We start from the raw sequence: 20488 nt of genomic DNA, 5'->3' as shown, positions 1-20488 counted from the left end.
GGTTGGCGTTGATCACGCAGGTGCCCGCGCCGATGAAGCTGACCGTGCTGCCCGCAATCGAACACACGCCGCTGGCAGCGGCATCGATCGTGAACGCCACCGGCAAGCCCGAGGTCGCCGTGCCCGTGACGGTATACGTCCCACCGGCGACAGTCGCTGCGGCCGGGGCTGTCGAGGTGAAGCTGATCGTCTGGCTGCCGCGCGCGACGGCGAAGCTCTGCTGCACCTGCGGCGCAGCGTTCCAGTTCGCGTTGCCGGCCTGGTTGGCGTTGATCACGCAGGTGCCCGCGCCGATGAAGCTGACCGTGCTGCCCGCGATCGAACACACGCCGCTCGCGGCGGCATCGATCGTGAACGTGACCGGCAAGCCGGAGCTCGCGGTCGCCGTGACCGTATAGGTCGGGCCAGCGACCGTCGCTGCGGCCGGAGCCGTCGAGGTGAAGCTGATCGTCTGGCTGCCGCGCGCGACGACAAAGCTCTGCTGCACCTGCGGTGCCGGGCTGTAATTCGCGTTGCCGGCCTGGTTGGCGTTGATCACGCAGGTGCCGGCACCGGTGAAGCTGACCGTGTTGCCCGCGAGCGCGCATACGGCACTCGCGCTGGCGTCGATGGTGAACGCGACCGGCAGACCCGAGGACGCCGTGGCCGTGACCGTATAGGTCGGGCCGCCGACGACCGCGGCGGCTGGCGCGGTCGACGTATAGAAGATCGACTGGCTGCCCGCGGCGACCGCGAAGCTCTGCTGTACCTGCGGTGCGGCGTTGTAGTGTGCGTTGCCGGCCTGGTTGGCGTTGATCACGCAGGTGCCGGAGGCGAGGAAGATCACCGTCGAACCGGTAGCCGAGCACACACTCGTCGCACTCGCGTCGATCGTGAACGCGACGGTGAGGCCGGATGTCGCCGTGGCCGTGACGGTATAAGCCGCGCCGCCGACGGTCGCCGCTGCGGGGGCTGTCGAGGTGAAGCTGATCGTCTGGCTGCCGCGTGCGACGGCGAAACTCTGCTGTACCTGCGGTGCGGCATTCCAGTTCGCGTTGCCGACCTGGTTGGCATTGATCACGCAGGTGCCCGCGCCGATGAAGCTCACGCTGCTGCCCGCGATCGAACACACGCCGCTGGCGCTGGCATCGATGGTGAAGGCCACCGGCAGCCCCGATGTCGCCGTGCCCGTGACCGTATACGCCGCACCCGCGACGACGGCCGCGGCCGGTGCGGTCGAGGTGAAGCTGATCGTCTGGCTGCCCGGACCGACCGCGAACGACTGCTGGATCTGCGGCGCCGGATTGAAGTTCGCGTTGCCGGCCTGGTTGGCGTTGACCACGCAGGTGCCGGCGGACAGGAACGTCACGCTATTGCCGGCGATGGCGCAGACGCTGCTCGCGCTCGCATCGATGCTGAAGGCGGCGGCCAGGCCTGAGGTCGCCGTCGCGCTGACGCTGTAGGCCGTGCCGCCGACGACGGCGGCGGCCGGCGCGGTCGAGGTGAAGCTCAGCGTCTGGTCGGCGCGGCCGACCGCGAAGCTCTGCTGCACCTGCGGCGCGGCGGCATAGTTTGCATCGCCGGCCTGGTTCGCGTTGATCACGCAGGTGCCGGGATTCTGGAAGCTCACGCTGGTGCCGGCGATCGAGCACACCGCGCTGGCGCTGGCGTCGATGGCGAGCGTCACCGGCAAGCCCGAGGTGGCCGTCGCCGACACGCTGTAGGCCGTGCCACCCACGGCCGCGCTGGCCGGCGGTGTCGAGGTGAAGCTGATCGTCTGGCTGCCCTGTGCGACCGATAGCGCGTAGGTGCGGCCGCCGCTGCAGCCGAGCGTGTCGGTGGCGGTGATGGTGACGAGGTAGCTGCCGGTCTGCGTCGGCGCACCGGTCAGGTTGGCCGATGCAGCACCGGTCGATGTCATGCCCAGGCCGAAGCCGGCCGGCAATCCGCCGGTGATGCGGAAATCGAACGGCTGGGCGTTGCTGTTGCTGGCGCCGAATGCCTGCAGATACGCGGTGCCGACCGTTGCCGCGGGCAGGGTCGTGGAGGGAGTGAGCGACGTCGTCGGGCACGGCGCTGCCTGGGCGGTGAAGCCCGCAGCGGCCAGCAGGCCCAGCGTCGCGATTCGCAGGTAACGATGGATCACGAGGCGGTCCCCTTAGTTGACGTCGAAATGCATCAGCGAGACCGGCGTCGTGCTGTTGAGCACGAGCACGAACTGATCGAAGTTGATGGGATAGTCGGTCTGGGTCGGAGAAGCGGTCTGGCGCAGATAGCCGCGCACCTGGGCGCTGGCCGCCATCACCGGGCTGTCCAACGGCACGAAGCTGGTGTCACGGAGCGTGTACCAGGTGCCGTTGGTGACCTGCGCTGCCGAGAGCACCTGGCCCTGCGAGCCGCCGCTGAGGAATCCACTGCAGCCGGCGCCGGAGAACAGGCGCACCTCGACCGTCGCGGCAAGGCTGCCGTCCGTCGCCATCGCCGGCGGCGCGCGGAAGGCCATGCCGTAGTTGTAGAAGGTGACGCTGGTCGGCGCCGCGAAATCGACGCATTGGGCGATACCCGAGGCCGCATTCACCGCCGAGGCCATCGCATTGAAATTCACGAGCGCCGAGCCCGACGCGGGGTTGTTGTCCAGGTCCGGCGTCGCGGCCCAGGCCGGCGCCGTGCCGCTGCCGACCGGATCCGGCGCGGCCGAGACGAACGCCGTCCACGGCGTCAGCTGGGTATTCAGATACGGATTCGGAACGATGGTCTGCGCCTGCGCCCAGGGGGCGGCGGAAACCAGGAACAGCAGTGCCGTCGAACGCAGCCGGGCGTTCCTGTGCGCAGCAAGCAGCGGCAAGGCGCCGCCGAGGCGGGACAGTCGAGACATCGGATTTTCCCCTGTTGCTGAAAGCGGATGCGCATACGGGATACGTATGCGTATTTTTGCTAGCGAGTCTATCAGTGCGCCGCGAAGGCTGCTGTGGCGGGCGCGACGGTGGCGCTGCCACCCGCGGGGTGCTCAAGCTGCGACGAGACAGCCTTGCGCGAGCGACGCGCCGTTCCCGTGTTCGAAACGCAGCACGCGGGCCATCCACCTGTCGGCATTCCCGAGCCGGCACGTACTGGGCGCACGACGGTCCCGGCGGACAACAAAAAGGGGCTCGCGCGCTCCCGACCAATCCATACAAGAGCGCGGGGCGGCAAGGCCGCGTGCCTCCTACAACATCGCCGGTTTTTCGAAACTGCAGGACATCACGGCAGGGACGGCAATCGGCCAACCTGCTGCCACCGCACCAAGGCCGACCTTGGCCCCGGGTGCTGATCGAGCCTGGCCATGGCTCCAACGACGGCCCTGGCAAACAGGCAGCGCTTGTCGCTACAGCGGCCATTACTCCACGTGGTGTGGAAAATTATATTTTTCCGTTCGCTGCGTCGATCTCAATCGTCATCACCCTGGTTGCCGTCGCGCCCTTCTCCGCCACGTTTGCTGCCTTCGTCCGCGCTGCGATGGCACTCGACGCAGTTGTCGAAGTTGCGGATGCCTTCCTCGACGTGCTCGCTCCGGATATTGGCGGGCGTGTGCTCGTGGCAGCCATAGCAGGTATAGCGGCTGTAGTCGTTGCGCGCGTGGCAGGTGACGCATTGCGTATCGTGTTCGCCGTCGAGACGGAAATACCGGTCGTGATCGAACGTCGCAGGCAGCCATTTGTCCTGGCGGTGGCATTGGCCGCAGTTGCCGGTGATCTGCCGGTGCAAGGTGTTACTCGGCGGCTGGTGGCAGGTCTGGCACTGCGTGCGCGCGTCAGGCTGCAGCAGGGCGTGGTCAAAGCGGCCCTGCGGGCGGAACCGCATCGCGCCGGTATGGTCGCTGTGGCAGGCAAGGCAGTCTTGCCCGACGAGATTCTGATGGAACGGCACCGACGTCGCCGGCTTGACGATAGGCAGGCCGGTGGTGGTCGTCCGGCCGATCTGCGCCGGCTTGTGGCAAGCCATGCAGCGTTGCGCCTGCGCGCCGCGCAGCGGTGCATGACAGGCGAAGCAATCCGTCTCCAGGCTCTGATGGCCGGGTAGCAGTTTTCCCGGCGCGACCATCAGGTGCGCATACGCGAATGCGAGCACCGCCAGCACCAGCATGTTCACGGCCAGCACCAGCTTGAACATGCGGCTCATTTCCAGCCCCAGAGCAGGAAGATGCTGACAATGTGGCCGAGTGCGAGCACCGCGAATACGACGAAGATCGGAATATGTATCCTGCGCCACTTCGCCATGGCGTCGAGGGTAACCGCGTCCCAGAACAGCGCCCGCTCGGCCTCCGGCAGCGGCAGGCCGCGCAACTGGAAACGGTCACGCTGCTGCTGCACGTGCCGACGTGAGCGGTTGAGCAGGAACTTGCCGACCATTCCGCTGATGACGTTGATCCCCATGGCAACCGTGGCAAGCCAGGGCAGGATCGCCGTGAAATGGATGCCAGCATGCAGCAGCACCAGCAACGACCCCAGCCAGGCGGTGAATTCATGGAAGGCGAGCAGGCGCTTGGGTTCGCCCCAGGAGATGACCTTGCGCTTGCGCAGCGAATAGGTGAGTGACGCCAGGATCAGGATGGTGCCCGGAATGCCGAGGTAGCGCCCGATCCAGACCAGCTCGACGCGGTGGAGCAAGTAGTCCCCGAGCAGCGTGACAGCCGCCAGCAGGACCACCGCCAACGAGAAGGGGAGGATCTGCTGACGCCATAGCGAGGGTGCGCTCATTCAGGCCTCGAGGGTCACGTTGGCCGCGGGCACGCAGCTGCACGGCAGGCACGTGCCGGGCTCGGGGGCGTAGGACGGTGCCTGCCGATAGACGACTTCGCCGGACCGGATCGCAGTCTGGCAGGTGCCGCAGCTGCCGGTGCGGCAACCCGACTCGATCGCGATCCCATTGGCCTCGGCGAAGTCGAGCAGGTTGGCGGATGCAGGCGTCCACGGCAGCGCCTTGCCGGTGCGGGCGAAGGTCACCACGAAGGGAGTATCGACGGGTTGCGCCGCCGCCGCTGCTTCGGCCGCGGCCGTTCCGAGATTGACCGAAGCCGGACCAAATGCCTCGAAGTGGATCCGCGCCGCGGGCACGCCCCAGCCTTCCAGCGCTGGGACCAGGCTTTCCATCATCGGGGTGGGGCCACAGATGTAGAACTCATAGGATTTGATCGGCAGTTCCATGCGAAGCAGCGCTACGCCGACGCGGCCTCTATGGTGGAAGGCGCGCCCGAGCTGGTCATCGGGCAGTGGATCACTGAAGCAGAGTCTGAGGTGGAATCGTGGGTGCGTGGCAGCCAGTCCATCCAGGTGCGCCCGCATGGCGACCTCGCGGCCATTGCGAACGCCGTAGAACAACCAGATCTCGCGTTCGGGCTGCATCTCGACACAGGCGTTCAACATGCTCAGCAGCGGAGTAATGCCGATCCCACCGGCGATCAGCACCACCGGCGCATCGCTCCGGTCGAGGTGAAAATATCCGGATGGTGCGCGCACCTGCAGTTTCGTGCCCTCGACGACGCGGTCGTGGAAATAGTTGGACGAGCGCCCACGCGGGTATGCGGTGCCCGCAGGTGCGGGCACACGTTTGATCGATACGCGGTAATGGTCGGGGCGCGGCGCGTCCGACAGCGAGTAGCACCGGACGATCTGCTGCGTCTCTCCTGACGGGGTCGGTACTTCGAGCCGGAAGGTCAGGTACTGGCCAGGCAGGAACGCAGGCAGCGGCAGGTCGTCTTCGGCAACCAGGTAGTACGAACAGATCGACTCGGCCGCGTCCTCGAACGCCCGCCGGGCGATCGTGAATGTCCGGAAACCCGCCCAGGCCCTGGCCTCGCCGCTCGTAGTGGCCGTTTCGCGTGGCCTTTCCAGGGCCTGCCGCTGCAAGCGCACGTAGTCCTTCCAGTGACGCCAGGCGCCGACCCCCAGGCCGATGGCGACCTGGGCGGCAACGCCCATCGCGATCCAGACAAGAAGACCAAGGGACGTCATGGCGCTCCCGAGTGCGACCGGCCGCTGTTACTCGCGGCGGACGCCCCGTTGTTGGCACACTAGAAAAGACGTGAATATTGCCGCGACCGGATCGTTGCGAGCAGCAGCTAACGCGATAGGGCGACGATCGTCCTGCAGCATACCCTTATTCAGAAGACGCGTGACCCGCCCCATGCGCGGCGAGGGTCGTGCTCCGCAGCGCAAACTTCCTGGCCTGATAAACGGTAGCGGCGGGCGAAGCCGCTACAGCGTTCGTCGCAACGGCAAGCGCGATCGTCACGGTTTGCTCTGCACCGAGGACAGGGCTGACTTGTATTGCCGGTAGTGATCGCCCTCGTCGACGGCAATCTGGCGGAACATCGCCGCGACCTTGCTGTCGCCGGCTCTCTCGGCCTGCTCGGCAAAGCCGATATACATCTGGGTGTTTTCGTAGTGCTCACCGGCCATCGCATCGAGCAGGTTGGCACTATCGCTGGAACCAAGGCCGAGCGCGGCGGCTTCGCGATCGAAATGCTCGTTGGCCTCGACGTTCGCAGATTCCTCGAACAGCTTGGCAAGCGCTTCATTGCCTCGCGCTCGCGCCTGTTCGGCATACCGCAGGTACTTGAGGTTCGCATAAGACTCGCCATGCATGGCGGCCTCGAGGTTCTTCCTGGTCTGCTCGGACAGTGGCTTGACCTCTGCGGCTGCCGACAACGGCGAACAGGTCAGGAAGCAGGCACCGAGGGTCAGGACGATGGCGGCGGAAAAAGTAACGGAATTCATTTGTGCTCTCCTGCTGGGCGTGTGGGGAATGCGTGACGCACGTTATCGACAAGGGCTGACGAAGTCCTGACGAACAACAGGTGTCGCGACGTCAGGACTTCGTCAGCTCTGGCGACTACTGTCGGTCGCACTGAGAACTCGCCTCCACGCTCACCCACCCGGGAGTCACGCCATGTCACGTCTAGTCGTCGCCGCACTCGTCGCAGCAGCCTCGCTCATGCCCGCACTGGCCTCCGCCAGCCCTGTCTGCACCAAGGAGCCGGAATCCAAATGGATTCCGGAAGCACAGATGAAGGAGAAGATTGCGCAGATGGGTTACCAGCGGATCAAGGTGTTCAAGAAGACGGCCACGGGTTGCTATGAGATTTATGGCTACAACGCCAAGGGCGCCCGTGCGGAGGTCTACTTCAATCCGGTCACCGGCGCGATCGTTCGCGAGAACATCGACAATTAATGTTCCAACCCACAAGTTTCCGGAAATTCCGGCGTCTTGATCCGCTGCGCTGTTGAACACCGCCGCGATACGTCGTTGCGACTCGCCGCGCCACTGCGGTACGTCTCCTCGCCGCGCCTGGTCTCACGGCGAAATTCATCCGGAATTTCTCGTTCGAAAACGGCGGGCCGACACACTAGTGCCAGTTCGCCAGGGAAATCGCCATGAACAATGTTGCGGCAACAGCGGGGGTCGAACCCACGATCCGGGTCTGGGACCCGATCGTGCGCCTGTTCCACTGGACGATCGTCCTAGGGTACGGCCTCAATATGTGGGTGACCGAGGACGGTAGCGACGCCCACGAGATCATCGGCTATGTCGTGCTGGCTGCAATCGCGATCCGCCTCGTCTGGGGGATACTCGGCAGTCGTCATGCGCGCTTTGTTGATTTTGTCCCCAGGCTGTCGCGGCTGACCGGCTATTTGCGGCAATTGGTGAAACGACGCGAGCCGCGCTATATCGGTCATAATCCGGCCGGTGCAATCATGATCCTGGCGTTGATCGCGTTGCTGATGTCTGTAGGCGTCACCGGCTGGATGATGACGCTGGATGCCTACTGGGGTGAAGAGTGGCTCGAGGAGTTGCACGAGATCCTGGCCAATGCCATCTGGCCGCTGGCCGGATTGCATGTACTGGCCGCGGTGGTCGAGAGCTTCCGCCACCGTGAGAATCTCATAAGGTCCATGATCACCGGCCGCAAGCGCGCTCCGAGTGGCACGGATGTCGATCACACCCGCCATGCGCCTGATTCTGATTGAAGACAATGAGCGGCTGGCCGAACTGATCGGCGAAGGACTGCGTGCGCAGGGCTTTGCCCTGGATTGCTGCGCGACACTCAAGCAGGCAAAGGCATATTTCGCCAGCGGGCACTATGATCTCGCGCTCGTCGATCTTGGCCTTCCCGATGGCGACGGCTTGCACCTCATCCGGCTGCTGCGCACCCAGGGGCAATCCATGCCGGTCATCGTCATCACATCCCGGGATGCGCTCGGCGAACGTGTGCTGGGCCTCGACTCCGGCGCCGACGATTACCTGGTCAAGCCGTTCCAGATCGAGGAACTGGCGGCGCGCTGCCGCGCCCTGTTGCGGCGGCCTGGACACTGCCTGGGAGCGATTCTGCAGGCGGGCAACCTGGGCCTCGACGTCGGTTCCAGACAGGTGAGCGTCGCTGGTACCGTCGTCGACGTGCCGCCCCGTGAAATCGCGTTGCTGGAGCAACTGATGCGTCATGTCGGCCAGGTGGTTCCTCGCCCGGCAATCGATGCCTCGCTGTATGCCTTGAGCAAGGAAGTTTCTCCCAATGCGGTCGAGGCGGCGGTGTCCAGGCTGCGCAAGCGCCTCGCCGCTGCCGGCGCGACCGTGCGGATACATACTGCGCACGGGATTGGGTATCTGCTGAGCGAATGATGCACGTCGCCCCCATTGCACTGGTGCCGAAATGACGTCCGGGAACGCTCCCGATCTGCAACGTACGCAAGGACGGACCAGAGGCGATCGTGGCCTGTTCTACCAGATCTCGGTCCGGCTACTGATCGTCACGGCTGCCTTTGTGCTGATCAACACCTCGATCGTGATCGCGATGTACGCCAACGACAGGCCGACCCTGGCCAGCGACATGATCACCATCGAGGCCGAGCGCATTGCGGACCATCTGCGACGTGGTGAGGGTACTCCGCCGGACCGAGATGACACGTCGGTCGTGCGGGCGAAAGCAATGGTGGTTTACGATCGCAACAGTCAACAAAGATATTTATATAATCCAGGTAATCTTCCATTGGGCGAGGCCGGGTTCTCGCTTGATCTGCATGAAGAGACTTCCCGGGAGGAGCAGGGGGGGCAGTTTTATGTGAGCGGCATGCGCCGCCATGTCGTCAATGGCGAGCCGGTGTGGATCGGCATTGCGGTTTCCGGCCGCGGGACTCGTCCATTCCTGCCGGCAATGCTGAGGGAACTGAGGCAGCACGTCCTGCTGCCGACCATTCCATTGAGCCTGCTGCTGCTTGCCTTCAATATCGTCGTCGTCAAACGCATGCTGGCCCCGCTGCACAAGGCGGCCAGAGAGGTGAACGATCTGCATCCGTCGCTGGTCGGCAGGAGGCTGCAGGTTCCCGAGAGTCCGCGTGAAGTGCGTGCGCTGATCGGTGCGGTCAATCGGGCCATCGAGCGCCTCGAGCACGCGATCGGCTCATTGAAGAATTTCACTGCTGATGCGGCGCACGAGCTGCGCACGCCGCTCGCGGTCATGATGCTGAGCATCGATCGCCTGTCCGCAAGCGAAATCCGCGACAAGCTCAGGCACGATGTCGCCGGAATGACGCGGCTGGTGAATCAGATGCTGGACATCGCGCATGCTGATGCACTGGTGATCCCGGAGGATGCGCGCGCGGATTTGGACGAGGTGGCTCGTGAACTGGTTTCGGACATGTTTCCGCTGGCTGTCGGCAATGGCCATTCCATCGACTTCCATTCGCACGGCCCCGAACTGGTGAAGGGCGTGCCGGACATGATTGAGCGCGCCCTGCGGAACCTGATCCAGAATGCGCTGGCGTACGCGCCCAGGTACTCGGCTATCGACGTGGTCGTCGGGCCTGGGCCGCGGGTCACCGTGCACGACAGCGGGGTAGGCATCCCCGAATCCGTCCGCGAATCTGTGCAGACCCGCTTCTGGACACACCAACGCGACCGGTCATCGCCCGGGGCCGGGCTCGGCCTTGCTATCGTCAGGTCGATCATGGAGGCCCACGGAGGGTGTCTGGAAATCGCCGATGCCGCCGGGGGCGGCGCTTCCGTGTCGCTGGTGCTTCCGCCACTGAAAACGACGTCAGCGCCGTAACCGTCCGGCCCTCCCACCGTTCGTCGCAATTCGATCGAAGCGATCCTTACCTCGCTGGTTGCCGGCGATGCGGCAGTGGCTCGGCGATGCGGCGGTTGGGCACGGGTGGGTACTCGGGTCAGCACATTCGTGAGCTAGGTGAGGCTCATGCGCGCGCTGCTTGGCTATGGCGATCAGGCACATGGCCGCGGCGGCGCGCTCGCCGCGGCTTTGCAGCCGGCAAGAGCCCGTTCCTGGGTTACATTGCAACCGGACGACTAGCGCGTTCCGCGGGATATCGTCGATGGGCAGCCGGCCGACGTCGATGTAGCGCACGAGTGCGGGCCGACGCTGCGAAGTCGCCTGCTTTGTCCGAATCAACGCCGTCAACGACGCAGCCGGCATCGTACTGGCACCGCTCTCGCGCAAGGTGAAGCTGCCGGGATCCGTCTGCGCGGCCCGGATGCCGAAGCGCCGCCGGTGCCGTAGCCGGCGGTGTAGCAGTGTTGTTGGTCGGCGGTTGCGCCGCTAGTGGGTAGCCGCCTGGGCCGCCGAAGACATAGTTCCAGCTCGGGAAGATGTATTCGGGAGCCGCGCCGACCATGCCGTCGTCGGCGTAGCCCGCGATGGCCATGCCGCGGGCCCAGAGCTTGGGGTAGGCACGTCGCGCGTGTGCAACCGTCATGCCGGATGCTCCCGAGTCCATTGTCCCGGATCCGATTGCCGTCTCCGGTAATCGGCGAGCGACGACGCGCCGGAAGCCAATGCGGCCGGAGAAATAGTGTCCAAAAAGTACTATTTTCTTTTGTGGATATAGCCTGCCGCGGTTCCCTCCGGGACATTTTCCGGCGGCGTCCTGGGGGACAGGTTCAGCCTGGCGGCGCAGTGTCCTGCAGCGCCTTCAACAGCAGGTTCGCCGACGCCGCCGCCGACCCGTCGCCGGTCAGCGCAACGGCGACGAACGCGCGGTCCTGCGGCGACCAGATCACCAATGCGCCCGCGCCTGGCGTACCGCCGGCATGGCCGATCCATGCAAGGCGCGTGGCGCCGTCGGGTACGTCGAACACCATCAGGCCGAGGCCGTAGTACGTGCCGCTGTCGAACATGGGATAGAGCGTCGCGGTCATGTCGGCCACGCGCGCGGCGGGCAGCAGGTCGCCGTTGAACAGCGCGGCGAGCACACGTGTCATGTCGGCTGCATCGGCGGCTATGGGGCCTGCGGCGCCAGGCCAGCGCGGATCGATGGGTTTTTCCTTCGTCGAGGTCAACGGCGCGATATCGCGTGTGTCGCTGTCGGCGTGCAGGGCACGGGTGTGTTTGACGCCCAGCCTGTCGATGACGCGTGCGGTGATTGCCTGGTCGAGCGGGCGGCCGTCCACCTGCTGCACGATCGCGCCGAGCAGGTCGTAGCCGGTGTTGCTGTAGCGCCAGTTCGCGCCGGCGCAGAACATCGCTCCGTGCTGCCGCGCGATGGCGAGGTTCTCTTCGAGCGAGCGCAGGCGCGGTTCGGCGCGCGCCTTGCGGTCTTCGTTGGCGCTGAACAGGCCGCTCGTATGGGCCAGCAGATCGCGCACCGTGATCGCCTCGCCGTTGGGCACGTCCTCGATCCAGCGGGACACGGGTGCGTCCAGATCGAGCCTGCCTTCGGCGGCGAGCTGCAGCACGACCACGGCGGTGAAGGTCTTGCCGGCGCTGGCCCAATACAGCAGCGGTGCGTCGGCGGGCGTGACGGATTTCGTCCACATTCCGCGACCGGGCGCGGCGACGGCGGCGCTGGCGGCGGTTGCGCCGCTGGCCTTGTACAACGTGGCGAAGGCGGCGTCGAGGCGCTGCCTCGTCGCGGCGTCGAAGGGGGTATCGTCCAGCGGGCCGGGCGCGGGCGCGACGGTCACGGTGTCGTGCAGCGGACGCCCGGCATAGGCTTCGCGTGTATCGCAGCGTACGGGCTTGTAGTCGGCGGCGGTCGCGCCGCCGAGCGGGAGCAGGGCAAGCAGGAGTGGCACGACACGGGCGAGGGACGCGGACATGCGGTGGGCTCCGGCACGGGACGAGGTTGTCTGGCAAGCGTACACGGCGCCACGGACAGCGACGCTCATGGCCGGTGTCGATCTGCGCGGTCAGCAAGCGGCGATTCATGCGCAACCTCGCTGCCGATGCATCGCCAAGGCCGCTCCGCGTCGCGGCGGCGTCGTACGCCGCTCGCGTGGAGCGACTCGGCCCCATGCGATACTCGTTCAGATCCTGCGGCAGCGACGCCGCACGCCCACCGGTCCGACTGTCCATGATCCGCTGCCTGCGCATGTTGCCATGGCTTTCCCTGTTGCTGTCGGCGCTGTTGTCCGCGCAGGCGAACGAACCTCTGCCCCCGCCCACCGTCCGCGAACCCCTGCCGTTCGTGGAAGCGAGTGGCGTGGTGGAGGGCAGGGTGCCGTTTTCCGAACTGATCCGCGTGCTGGGGCAGGCCGATCGCGATCGCAGCCAGCGCGTGGCCAGGTATCGCGGCGGCGCGGCCTCCGACGAGTTGCAGACGATGGAATACACCCAGCGCGGACTGACTTTCCGCATCCGCCGCGGCGCGACGTTCGACCGGGATGCGCCAGCGGAGAGCATGGTGGTCGAAGCGCCGGCGGCGGCGCGCACGCCGACAGGGCTGCACATCGGACAGGAAGAATCCGAAGCGCGGGCGCTGCTGTCGTCGCACTATCGGTCTGTCCGCGAATTTCAGTTCTCGACTTCGCATCAGATCACGGTAAAGCCCTTGCACGGCAGCCGCACGCTGGCGGTGTCGTTCCGGGACGGTCGCGTGAGCCGCATGGAGTTCGCGCTGCAGGACCCGCCCTGGCTGTCGCGCTCGACGCGCAAGCTCCTCGGCTCGCTGTTGATGTGTGGCCTGCTGATGGGCATCGGTTACCTGATCGCACGCTTCCGCGGCAGGCTGCCGTCGCAGGGCTACGACTATGACAACGCGCCGTCCGGCCTTTCCGACGGCGCGCGCTATGTCGGCGCGCTGGTGTTGCTGCTCGTGGGCGGTCTGGCTGCGGCGTTCGGCCTTTTCACGAGAAGCGGCAGCGACGGCTATGCACTGCTGCTTGCCTTCATCGCGATGCTCCTGGGCGCGGGCTGCGTACTGCTCATGCTGCTGGTGCTGACGGGTGTGCAGAATCGCGCGGTGTCGCTGCCGGCGAAGGTGCTGGCCGTGCTGGTGCTGCTGGCACTGGCGGCGTCCAAGCTCTATGGCTAAGCGGTTGTTCGTTCCGGGCCGCAATGGGTAGGTATCGACCGCGGAGCGTCTGGCGCGCCTGCACGAGTGGGCGGGTTTGCCGAATGGTGCACCCGCTGCCGCGGCTTCGCCCTTACCCTCGGCAGCGCGGTTGCTACGCGCCCGTGCGCGATGTCTACTCCGCCCTCAGGGCGTCGGGATGCGACTCTTGGCGTAGTTGTCCAGGTATCAGGGGGGAGGTTCCATGGTTGCGCGAACAGCAAGGCGTATGAGCGTTGTTTCGGTTTCGGGTATTGCACTGCTCGCGTTGGGGCTGCTGGCATTTCGCGGGACCGGGCCGAAGCCCGAGACCTCGAGCGATGCCACCGCCAACGCGACCGCGGCGCAGGCAGCGGCGGGTGAAACCGACGGCGAGGCCGGAAGCGACTGGGAGCCGGTCGATCCGGCCGAACAGCGGCCGCAGGTCAATCCGCCGCCGCGACCGGAAAACCGAGGCGGTGGCACCTGGGTATCGCGCGGACCTTCCCCGACCCAGTCCGCACAGGTCAGCGTGCCGCCGAACAATGAAGTCTCGGGCGCGATCCAGTCCATCGCGGCGCATCCGACCACCGCCGACATTCTATATATCGGCGCCGTCAACGGCGGGGTCTGGAAGACGCTCAACGCGACCGCGGCGCAGCCGGCCTGGACGCCGCTGACCGACAGCCTACCGTCGCAGTCGATCAGCTCAGTGGTGCTGGATCCCCTCGACGTCAGCCAGCAGACGCTGCTTGCCGGCACCGGACGGTTCAGCAATTTCGCCCAGCGCGGCGACGATGAGATCGGTGTATACCGGACCACCAACGGCGGCGAGAGCTGGGCCGTGCTGGGTGCGCCGACACTGGTGGGACAGAAGCTGATCGCGGTCGCGGCCCGCGGATCGACGCTGTTTGCGGCCTCGACCACCGGCGGCCTGTTCCGCAGCACCAATACCGGCGCCAGCTTCACGCTCGCCTCGGGCACCGGCAACCTGCCCACCGGCGGCATCTTCGATTTCGTGGCGAATCGTTCCAATAACGCACAGTTCTACATTGCGACGCGCGGCGCGGCGCCCAAGGTGCTGCGCAGCGATGACGGCGGCGCAAACTGGATCGATGTGACCGCGGGAATCGCCGGGCTCAGCGGGTCAACGTCCACGGTGCGCCTGTCGGTCGGCGCCACCAACGTCGTCTTCGTCGCGGTGGTCAACAGCGGCGTACTGGCCGGGGTGGCGCGCTCGACCAACCTCGGCGGCACCTGGACCGCGATGGACGTGCCGGCGGTGCATCCGGGTGGGCAGGGCGCCGTCAATACCTCGATCGTCGCCGACCCGACCAATGCCAATCGCGTCTACCTGGCCGGCGACCGCATCACGGCAAGCCCGTTCACCGGCAACGTCGTGCGTGGCGATGCCTCGCTCGCGGCCGGCAGCCAGTTCGCGATCATCCACGGCAGCGGCGGCGGCAACACCTCGCCGCATGCCGACAGCCGCGCCATGGCGTTCGACGCCAACGGCAACCTGCTCCAGTCCGACGACGGCGGCATATACCGGCGCACGTCGCCTACCTCCTCGGCAGGTACCTGGGGCTCGGTGATCGGCAACCTCACCATTACCGAAGTGCACGACCTGGCGCACGACCGCGTCGCCGACGTCATCATGATTGGCACGCAGGACAACGGTACGCACCAGCAGCAGACATCGGCCAATCCGCGCTGGACCATGATCAACGGCGGTGATGGTGGCGACGCGGCCATCGACGACACGACGCTCGGCCTGGTCGGCAGCTACCGCTACATCAGCTCGCAGAACAGCGGCGGTTTCCGCCGCGCGCGCTACAGCGCCGCGAATGTGTTCGTGTCGAACACGACGATGCCGACCATCGCCGATCCGCAGTTCGTCACGCCGGTCGAACTAAATGTCACCGACTCCGGCCGCATGCTGGTAGGCGGCGTCAATGCGATCTATGAGTCGACCAACGTGACGACGGCGACGCCGACCTTGACTTCGCTCGGTGCGCCGGGCGCGAACCGCAATGCGATGGCCTATGGCGCCAACGGTGCGCCGGACGCGGCCTATGTGGGCAAGAACGCCGCGGTGTTCCGGCGCTCGGGCAGCGCGTTCGTCGCGACCACTGCGTTGCCGGCCGGCGCGGCCGCGATCACCGACGTGGCGATGGATCCGGACGATGCGCTGCACGTCTTCGCGATCGACGACAACCAGGTCTTCCGCTCGACCAACGGCGGGACGACCTGGCAGGACGTCACCGGCAACCTCGGCGCGGTCAGCTCGCAGGACTTCCGCACGATCGAATTCATCCCGAGCACGAGCGGCGACGGTGTCGCGCTCGGTACGCGTTCGGGTGTGTATTACGTGCCGGTCGCTTCGACCAGTTGGGGTCTGCTCGGGGCGGGCCTGCCCGACGTGCTCGTATTCGACATGCGTTATATCGCGAGCTCCGGACTCCTGATCGCCGGCACGCTGGGCCGCGGCGTATGGAGCCTCCAGCTGGATGTCGATCGGATTTTCGAAGACGGCTTCGAATAATTGCAAAAAGGGCAAGCCCAACTTTTGCGGCCGCCCGCCGGCAGGCGGGCTGGTCGTTGCCGGCGTAGCCAAGCCAGTCGAGTCCTCGGCACGTGCGCGCGTGTCGATGCCTGTCGTGCCGGGTGCGACGGGTTGTCGTGGCGACGGCACGAACGCAGAATGAGGGGGATGCCACGGCAAGGGAAGTGATGACTGTTTTTTCGAAGCGATGCGGCGTGAGAGCCGGCATCCCCTCTGACGTGGCATCGGGTTGCTGCGGCCGTTCCGCAGCACAGGCCGCTACGGCGCACCGGCGCACCGGATTCATTGCCGCATGCCGCTGACCTCTGCCGAATCGCTGCGTTTCGATATCCGCGGCCTACGCATCGTCGACACGGGCAGCGCCCTGCGCGAGTGGGTCAGCGGCGCCGATGACCACATCACGCTGCATTTCTTCGACCAGCCGCCGGATATCGCGGCCAGCCTCTCGGATATCGCCGGTATACGCCGCTTCTATCGCGAGCGCGCCGTGGCCGCTGGCTCCGGGCTCGTCGAGGCCGAGGTGTTGCGCGTCGCCGGCTGTGCAGCGATCCGCATCATCGTCAAGACACCGCAGGCCGCCGGTGGCATGAACTACCTCGCGTCGCTGACCTTGCCGTTCCGTGACTTCAGCTATGTGATCAAGGTCACCTGCCTCGCGCGCGGCACGGCCGGCACGCGCGAGTCGACGGTGCTGAACCAGGCACTGGCCAGCGGTGAGGTCAAACTGTCCGAGAAAGGCGTGGCGCAGGGCTGGGCGCGCGATCCCTACGGAGATCCGGGCCTGCATCCGGTGCTGTGGAACCTGTCCGATGCGCAGCGCCATGACGCGCGCTTTCCGGACCATGCGCTGTCGCGCGCGCGCGCAGCGCTGGCCCGTATCGAGGCGACGGCGCGGCTGGACGACACGGTACGGCGCGCGGCGCCGTTCGTGTATCGCGGCGGTGGCGCGTGGTGGAAGTTCTGGTAGCCGGTCGGCGTCATTCAATGGCGCAAGCAGCGCGTTCCCACGTCATCTGCGCATCAACCGTCGGCGTAATCGCCCCCGGAAGATTCATCTTGGATTGCTAGCCCGCGACGACCTCGTCGGCGATCAATGCATGGTGCAGCGACACGCCGGCGACGACACCGTCGGCGGCGGCCAGCGTGATGTTGGTGCGCGCGAGTGCGGCGTCGCCGGTCGCGTAGACGCCGGCAATGCCGGTCGCCTTGTTGGCGTCGGTGCGGATGATGGTGCCTGCCGGGGTGGGGTCGAACGCGCAGCCGAGCTGTGCGGCGAGGGTTCCCGCGGGCTGGTTGTTCAGCGCGACGAACAGCGCGCGGACGACGATGCGGCGGCCGTCCTGCAGCCGAATGTGTTCCAGCGTATCGCCGTCGCCTTCGAGCGCGGCGATCGCTGTGGTTTCCACGGCGACCTTGCGCCGGCGCAGCAGCGGCGCGTGTTCATCCTCGGGCGCGGGCTGTCCGTGGGTGAACAGCGTCACGTCGCCCCAGTCGGCGATCAATCCGGCGTGCTGCGCGGCGGTCGGGCCAGAGGACAGCAGCCCGATCGGACCGCCGCCGATTTCATAACCGTGGCAATAGGGACAATGCAGCACGGTGCGGCCCCAGCGCTCGGCCACGCCCGGGATATCGGGCAGGGTATCGGTCACGCCGGTCGCGAGCAGCAGCTTGCGGCCGCGGAATTCGTGCCCGCGCGTGTCCGTCAGGACGAAATCGCCGTCGCGGCCGGTGGCGGTCCTGATGGTGGTGTCGACGAATTCGACGGTGGCATACGCGGCCAGCTGCGCGCGCGCGTCGGCGAGGATCTCGCTGCCGGCGCGGCCGTCCTGGGCGAGCACGCCGTGCGAATGCGCGGCGAAACGATTGCGCGGCGAGCCGGCATCGAGGATGAGGACACGACGGCGTGCCCGCGCCAGCATGATCGCGGCCGAGAGTCCGGCATAGCTGCCACCGACGATGAGGGCGTCATGGGAATTCATGGGGGGCGTTCTCCGCGAGAGAGGTCGGGTGTCGACCATTCGGCACTCCGAGAGTTACATATTGCGGACGCTCGTGGATGATTGCAACATCTACTATTACGTCAATCGCGATCTGCTATGGTGCGGCGCCCCTCGCCGAGACTGCTACCCGATGAGCCGCGACAGCCGCCTGTCCCGCATGCTGCACGTGCTGGTCCATATGGAGCAGCTCGACGGCGCGGCCACGTCCGACACCATCGCGCAGATGCTCAACACCAATCCGGTCGTCGTACGCCGCACCATGGCCGGCCTGCGCGAGCACGGCTACGTACGGTCGGTGAAAGGACCGGGCGGTGGCTGGACGCTGGCGAAGAAGCTGGACGAGATCAGTCTCGGCGACATTCACCGCGCGCTGGATTCGCCGGCCATCTTTGCCATGTCCGCCGCGGTCGATCACGCCGGTTGCCTCGTCGAGCAGGCTGTCAACGCGACGCTCGAATCCGCGTTCGCCGAGGCCGAACAGGTTCTGTTCGCCCGGCTCGACAGCATCAGCCTCGGCGACGTGGCGCGCGATTTCGCGAAACGCGCGCGGCGCAAAGTGCCGCGAGGGCGTTCAGAGCAGTAGCAGGCTGTCGAGAAACAGCCTGTTGGAGCGCCAGAATGCATGGCACCAGCGTCGGTCGCGTTGCGATTGATTCTCGGAGAACGCGGGCAAGCTCCGAGGCTTCGGCGACTAGCCGAACAATTCGTGCTGCGCTAGATAGTGCGCGGCTAGACTTGTACGGGCGGGGCGAATGACTCTGCAACTGGACTTCGTCCCGACCGGATCACGATGGGCACGCAGCTGCTGTCGTAGGGGCCGAAACCGCAACTACGAGTGAACACACCAAACGTGCTGACGGCGTTGCTGTCCGCACCCTAAACCTTGTTGTCCATGCCGGCGAACACCGCAGGCGGCGAGTTCGGCATGAACGCCACGGTCGACCCCGAGCGAGTTCGAGGCGACCCAGCCTGAGGCTGGGACTAGGCATCGCTTTGTCGGTTGTTCGGCAGACCAGATGTCGCCAGCGACGTTCAAGTCCGACGCGAGCTCGGCGTCGAGCGAGGTGTACCGAAGATCTAGGTTGCGCCGTTCGCCCGATGTCGCCCAGATGGGCACGAATCCCGTACGGACGGGACAATAGCAAGTCCAGTGGCGGTCGTTATGACGATTCGCGCGCGCAAGAGCGCCGAACGGAATCGGCGGGAAGGCGGCTGAATGCACGGGCCAATAGCGTCCCAGACCGACGCATAACGCGTTGGGTCGTTCGGGTTGGGAGGATCGAGCAAGCATCCATTCACAGCGAAGGAACGTACGAATGTACGGGGCGGCGATAAACTCAGCCTTGTCTCATCGGATGCAACAAGGTGTGCTCGGCGCCTTGTGCCGGAATGGACCCGCTCTGCTGCGGCGCGCTATCGAAAGTCCTTGCCGCGGTTTGAATGGTGTGTATCGTGCAATCTGCCGCGCCGAAAACCAGGAGAACGGATCTCTGGTGCTTCGATGGCGCGCCACCGGAGGCAACATGCCAGTCGAAATTCAGGACGCGCCTAAGTGTGGCGGTGCTCACACTGTTGCTGGCAAGAAGCCCGCGAACGGGCAGCGCGGCATGCAACGTAAAAACGTCATGCTCGACGAAGAAACGACTGAGTGGTTGCGCGAGCTTCGAAGCCATGAATTGTCGCGTGGAATTCGTCGCACTGCGGCTGCTCTGCGCAATGGGCCGAGGCGATAGCACCATGCGACATCTGGTCAATTTCGTGATGTCGTTGTCCATACCGCAAAGGCTCGTTGTCTCGCTCGTCGTCGGGTTCGTCGCCGGACCCGCATTCATCGGGTTCCTGAGCGAATACGCAACCTACGCCTACGCGATGGGCGCTGGAGTGAGACCCCCAGTCGAAGGGATCCCCTATCTCAAAGCGTCTGTAACGTTGGGGAGCTTAACGCTCGCGACCGCAGTCGCGATCGTGATCTGGGTGGCAAGAACTCTCCTACACAATCTACTAAATAGCTTCTTCGGCTACGCCGCGCTGGTGAGGAAAGTAATTCCAAAGGCTGACGCATCAAACTTTATTGCAAACTCGAGCATTCGCGTTCCTCTACTCTTAGGCGCTGCTGTCGGGGTGCCGGTACTACTTGCCGTGGAATACGTTCTGCCGGATTCGACTCAAACACGAATGGTGGTTGTGACCGAGTACGTGCTTTTTGTACTGATACTGCTTTCTGTGTGGAGTCGCCTATTCCTCTGGATCTCCTCGGCATTCGCGGCGCTCGTATTCTACGTGCTCTGTCTATCGGTACTTTTTCGCCATGAATACTACGGGGAATTTTTGTACCGAATAGGTTTCGGCGGCGGTCAGGAGATCGAAATTCAGATAAAGGATCGAAATTATCCGATCCGTATGCAGTTGGAGCTTCGGTCGCAAGATTGGTTAATCGGAACTGTGCAGGGTCAGCGCGGGCACATTGAAGTTCCCCTCGCAACAGTCGAGCGGATTTGGTACCTACCTCGAGAGTAGCCTATTAGACCGGCAAGCTGGAGAAACGCATGTGCTATAGCGCAATGCTCTGGGGTAGCTTCGGAGGGTTTGTAGCCGTGTTCAAGAGCGACATTTCGATCAAGGATTTCGTTTACATCTTCATGATG

Annotated in this window: 18 protein-coding genes; 9 read left to right on the top strand and 9 right to left on the bottom strand. The window is 65.4% G+C overall.

Annotated elements, in window-relative coordinates:
- The 6 genes from RUU78_RS11305 to RUU78_RS11280 form a co-directional block, all read right to left on the bottom strand.
- A partial coding sequence (locus tag RUU78_RS11305; RefSeq protein WP_313916622.1) for a putative Ig domain-containing protein occupies positions 1 to 2125 on the bottom strand: 2125 nt, incomplete at its 3' end.
- Between the two features lie 12 nt (positions 2126 to 2137).
- Entirely contained in the window at positions 2138 to 2854 is a 717-nt protein-coding gene (locus tag RUU78_RS11300) for a hypothetical protein (RefSeq protein WP_313916620.1), read from the bottom strand.
- Between the two features lie 551 nt (positions 2855 to 3405).
- Positions 3406 to 4137, bottom strand: coding sequence for a cytochrome c3 family protein (locus RUU78_RS11295; RefSeq protein WP_313916619.1), 732 nt, complete (start codon positions 4135 to 4137; stop codon positions 3406 to 3408).
- The gene (locus tag RUU78_RS11290; RefSeq protein ID WP_313916617.1) at positions 4134 to 4715 is read right to left on the bottom strand and encodes a hypothetical protein; all 582 of its coding nucleotides are present in this window, start codon (positions 4713 to 4715) and stop codon (positions 4134 to 4136) included. Before RUU78_RS11290 ends, RUU78_RS11295 begins: the two co-directional genes overlap by 4 nt.
- Positions 4716 to 5969 carry a 2Fe-2S iron-sulfur cluster-binding protein gene (locus RUU78_RS11285; RefSeq protein ID WP_313916615.1) on the bottom strand — a complete coding sequence of 418 codons (1254 nt, stop codon included), beginning with the start codon at positions 5967 to 5969 and terminating at the stop codon, positions 4716 to 4718.
- A 276-nt stretch (positions 5970 to 6245) separates the two neighbouring features.
- Positions 6246 to 6734 (bottom strand): rubrerythrin family protein, encoded by a 489-nt coding sequence (locus tag RUU78_RS11280; RefSeq protein ID WP_313916614.1) that lies wholly within the window; start codon positions 6732 to 6734, stop codon positions 6246 to 6248.
- Positions 6735 to 6906: 172 nt separating this feature from the next.
- On the opposite strand from RUU78_RS11280, the gene RUU78_RS11275 reads away from it, so the two are divergent.
- From RUU78_RS11275 to RUU78_RS11260, 4 genes are all read left to right on the top strand, one after another.
- A complete protein-coding gene (locus RUU78_RS11275; RefSeq protein WP_313916612.1) occupies positions 6907 to 7188 on the top strand; it encodes a PepSY domain-containing protein in 282 nt (93 codons plus the stop codon).
- Between the two features lie 203 nt (positions 7189 to 7391).
- Positions 7392 to 7985 carry a cytochrome b/b6 domain-containing protein gene (locus tag RUU78_RS11270; RefSeq protein ID WP_313916611.1) on the top strand — a complete coding sequence of 198 codons (594 nt, stop codon included), beginning with the start codon at positions 7392 to 7394 and terminating at the stop codon, positions 7983 to 7985.
- The gene (locus tag RUU78_RS11265) at positions 7948 to 8634 is read left to right on the top strand and encodes a response regulator (protein ID WP_313916610.1); all 687 of its coding nucleotides are present in this window, start codon (positions 7948 to 7950) and stop codon (positions 8632 to 8634) included. The genes RUU78_RS11270 and RUU78_RS11265 overlap by 38 nt, the downstream gene beginning before the upstream one ends.
- A gap of 31 nt (positions 8635 to 8665) precedes the next feature.
- A complete protein-coding gene (locus tag RUU78_RS11260; RefSeq protein WP_313916608.1) occupies positions 8666 to 10060 on the top strand; it encodes an ATP-binding protein in 1395 nt (464 codons plus the stop codon).
- A gap of 848 nt (positions 10061 to 10908) precedes the next feature.
- On the opposite strand, the gene RUU78_RS11255 is transcribed toward RUU78_RS11260, so the two are convergent.
- Positions 10909 to 12066 carry a serine hydrolase domain-containing protein gene (locus RUU78_RS11255; RefSeq protein WP_313916606.1) on the bottom strand — a complete coding sequence of 386 codons (1158 nt, stop codon included), beginning with the start codon at positions 12064 to 12066 and terminating at the stop codon, positions 10909 to 10911.
- Positions 12067 to 12320: 254 nt separating this feature from the next.
- On the opposite strand from RUU78_RS11255, the gene RUU78_RS11250 reads away from it, so the two are divergent.
- The 3 genes from RUU78_RS11250 to RUU78_RS11240 all read left to right on the top strand — a co-directional run bounded on the left by RUU78_RS11250 (position 12321) and on the right by RUU78_RS11240 (position 16810).
- Complete coding sequence (locus tag RUU78_RS11250) at positions 12321 to 13280, top strand: hypothetical protein (protein ID WP_313916604.1); 960 nt, start codon at positions 12321 to 12323, stop codon at positions 13278 to 13280.
- Between the two features lie 247 nt (positions 13281 to 13527).
- Positions 13528 to 15822: a hypothetical protein gene (locus RUU78_RS11245; protein ID WP_313916602.1), complete on the top strand. Its 2295-nt coding sequence runs from the start codon at positions 13528 to 13530 to the stop codon at positions 15820 to 15822.
- A gap of 313 nt (positions 15823 to 16135) precedes the next feature.
- Entirely contained in the window at positions 16136 to 16810 is a 675-nt protein-coding gene (locus RUU78_RS11240; protein WP_313916600.1) for a hypothetical protein, read from the top strand.
- 97 nt (positions 16811 to 16907) lie between these two features.
- On the opposite strand, the gene RUU78_RS11235 is transcribed toward RUU78_RS11240, so the two are convergent.
- Entirely contained in the window at positions 16908 to 17822 is a 915-nt protein-coding gene (locus RUU78_RS11235; protein WP_313916598.1) for an NAD(P)/FAD-dependent oxidoreductase, read from the bottom strand.
- Between the two features lie 151 nt (positions 17823 to 17973).
- On the opposite strand from RUU78_RS11235, the gene RUU78_RS11230 reads away from it, so the two are divergent.
- Positions 17974 to 18426, top strand: coding sequence for an Rrf2 family transcriptional regulator (locus RUU78_RS11230; protein WP_313916596.1), 453 nt, complete (start codon positions 17974 to 17976; stop codon positions 18424 to 18426).
- Between the two features lie 754 nt (positions 18427 to 19180).
- On the opposite strand, the gene RUU78_RS11225 is transcribed toward RUU78_RS11230, so the two are convergent.
- Positions 19181 to 19516, bottom strand: a complete 336-nt coding sequence (locus tag RUU78_RS11225) for a hypothetical protein (RefSeq protein WP_313916594.1) — start codon at positions 19514 to 19516, stop codon at positions 19181 to 19183.
- A 10-nt stretch (positions 19517 to 19526) separates the two neighbouring features.
- On the opposite strand from RUU78_RS11225, the gene RUU78_RS11220 reads away from it, so the two are divergent.
- Positions 19527 to 20360, top strand: coding sequence for a hypothetical protein (locus tag RUU78_RS11220; protein ID WP_313916593.1), 834 nt, complete (start codon positions 19527 to 19529; stop codon positions 20358 to 20360).
- Positions 20361 to 20488 lie beyond the last annotated feature (128 nt).

This window comes from Tahibacter sp., from assembly GCF_032229445.1.
Taxonomy (GTDB): domain Bacteria; phylum Pseudomonadota; class Gammaproteobacteria; order Xanthomonadales; family Rhodanobacteraceae; genus Tahibacter.
The sequence above is the reverse complement of the archived record's forward strand: the minus strand, read 5'-3'. Positions and strand labels throughout refer to the sequence as shown.